3 protein-coding genes are annotated in these 2407 nt (G+C 73.8%); all 3 read right to left on the bottom strand.

Annotated features, from left to right (window positions below; genetic code table 11):
• Positions 1 to 561: PTS sugar transporter subunit IIA (locus ACXJKL_RS19370; RefSeq protein ID WP_457208631.1), on the bottom strand; the 561-nt coding region annotated here is incomplete at its 3' end.
• Positions 558 to 1511, bottom strand: coding sequence for a 1-phosphofructokinase family hexose kinase (locus tag ACXJKL_RS19365; protein WP_457208630.1), 954 nt, complete (start codon positions 1509 to 1511; stop codon positions 558 to 560). The genes ACXJKL_RS19365 and ACXJKL_RS19370, both read right to left, overlap by 4 nt.
• Entirely contained in the window at positions 1508 to 2275 is a 768-nt protein-coding gene (locus ACXJKL_RS19360) for a DeoR/GlpR family DNA-binding transcription regulator (RefSeq protein ID WP_457208629.1), read from the bottom strand. Before ACXJKL_RS19360 ends, ACXJKL_RS19365 begins: the two co-directional genes overlap by 4 nt.
• Positions 2276 to 2407 lie beyond the last annotated feature (132 nt).

Below are 2407 nucleotides of genomic sequence, written 5' to 3'. Positions count from 1 at the left end.
GCCCGCGGCGCCCGCGGCGCCGGCCGTGCCACCGGCCGGTACGCCGGGAGGCGTGCCGTCGGGGGTGCCCGACGCAGGAGCTGCGGTTCCGGTCGAGGCGGCCGGCTCGGTGACGCCGAGCGCCTCGTTGATGAGGGCCACGACCTCGTCGGCGTCCTCGGCGTCGCGCAGCGCGTTGGTGAAGGCCGGCTTGACGAGGGACCGGGCGAGCTTGGTCAGCAGCTGCAGGTGGGTGGCGTCGCCGCCGGCCGGGGCGGCGATCAGGAAGGCCAGGTCCGCGGGCCCGTCCTTGGCCCCGAAGGCGACCCCGGGGCTCAGCCGGGCGAAGGCCAGCGTCGGCACGTCCACCCCGGTGGTGCGGCAGTGCGGGATGGCGATGCCGCCGGGCAGGCCGGTCGAGGAGGTCTCCTCCCGGGCGAACGCGTCGGTGACGAGCTGGTCGGCGTCCGCGGCGCGGCCGGCCTCCTCCACCACGGCGGCCAGCCCCCGGATCACGTCGTGCTTGTCGTCGCCCCACGTCGTGTCGAGGCGCACCAGTTCCCTGGTGATCAGATCGGTCATGCGGTGCCTCCCAAGGCGGTGACGGTGACGAGCTCGGTGCGGAGGTGCGACGGCTCGGGGATCGTGGTGCCGGGCAGTCCGGCAGCGGCGCTGCCGTAGGCCACTGCGAGGGCCAGGCGCTCGGGCGGCGTGAGTCCGCGGATGTCGCCCAGGACGTAGCCGAACAGGCTGGAGTCGCCGGCGCCCACCGTGCTGACGACGGTGGTCGGCGGGGGAGTGGCGTGCCACGCGCCGGCGGCGGTGACGAGGACGGCACCGTTGCCCCCGAGCGTCGCGAGCACAGCCTCCACGCCGCGGTCGACGAGGGTCCGCGCGGCCGCTGCCGCCTTCTGCGGGTCGGCCTCGAGGACCTCGGGGTCGCCGCCGGTGAAGGAGGCGAGCTCCTCCCCGTTGGGCTTCATCAGGTGCGGTGCCGCGCCCGGGAGGGCGTCCACGAGGGCGCGGAGCGGCGCCTCGCTCGTGTCCACGGCGACCTTGGCGACGGTGCGGCGCAGGCGGCGTACGACGTCGGCGTAGAACTCGGGGGGCGCCCCCGGCGGCAGCGAGCCCGCCAGCACGGCCCAGTCGGCGCTCCCGGCCCGCGCCATGAGCGCGTCGGACATCGCGTCGAGGTGGACCTGCTCGACGGTGGCCCCCGGTGAGTTGAGCTTGGTGGTGGTGCCGTCGGGCTCGGTGACGGTGATGTTGACGCGGACGACACCTGCGGGGCGCACCGGGCGACAGTCGATGCCGGCGGCGAGCAGCTCCATGACGAACGGGTCGTCCTTGGCCGCCGGGAGCACCGCGAGGGTCGGGTGCCCGGCGCTGACGGAGGCGCGCGAGATGTTCACGCCCTTGCCGCCGCCCTGGGAGGTGACGGAGTCGACGCGCTGCACGGCTCCGCGCACGAGCTCGCCGGCCAGCGCCACCGTCCGGTCGATGCTGGGGTTGGGGGTGAGGGTCAGGATCATGCGGTCACCACTTCCACGCCTGCTGCGTCGAGGGCCGACAGGTCGTCGGGCTTGATGGCTGGGTCGGTGACCAGGACGTCGATGTCACCGACGGTGGCGAACCGCATGGAGGACTCGACGCCGATCTTGGTGGAGTCGGCGAGGACGACGGTACGCCTTCCGGCGGCCACGATGGCGCGCTTGGTGGCCGCCTCCTCGCGGTCGGGGGTGGTCAGCCCGTGGCGGGTGCTCAGGCCGTTGGTGGCCACGAACGAGACGTCCGCGCGCAGGTCGGCGAGTGCCGCCACCGTGTCGGCGCCGACGGCGGCCTGCGTGGTGGGTCGCACCTTGCCGGGGAGGAGGAACAGGTCGATCTGGGGCAGCCCGGCGAGCCGGGCGGCGACGGGCACCGCGTGCGTGACGACGGTGAGCCGGTGGTCGCGCGGGAGCAGGCTGGCGAGCCGGGCGGTGGTGGAGCCGGCGTCGATGACGATGATGGATCCCGGCGGCGGGAGCAGGGCGATCGCGGCGGCCGCGATCAGGTCCTTGGCGGCGGTGTTGGCCAGGTCGCGCTCGGAGAGCCCGGACTCGATGACGGCCAGCGAGCTCGCCGGGACCGCGCCGCCGTGCACGCGCCGGATCAGGCCGATGCGCTCGAGGGCGGAGAGGTCGCGACGCACGGTCTCGGTGGTCACCAGGAACTCCTCGGCCAGCTCGGCCACGGAGATGCGGCCCTGGCGGGCGATGGCCTGGGCCATGGCCTGCTGACGTTCCTCGGCGTACACGTGGCTCCTTCCTCAACCGGGGTGGGACGACGTGTCGCCCGTCACGTATCTGTGTCTGTGTTGTTTTATCCCCGTATCTGTTGATTGTCAAGGAGGCGCTGAACTACGGTGTGTCCATGACCACACCTGCTC

The sequence above is a fragment of the Nocardioides sp. P5_C9_2 genome, assembly GCF_054049555.1.
This window is presented reverse-complemented; position numbering and strand designations above follow the sequence as displayed.

Bases quoted from the DNA above. Each gene is read 5' to 3' on its own strand.
- ACXJKL_RS19365 (WP_457208630.1), bottom strand. From the start codon at position 1,511: ATGATCCTGACCCTCACCCCCAACCCCAGCATCGACCGGACGGTGGCG.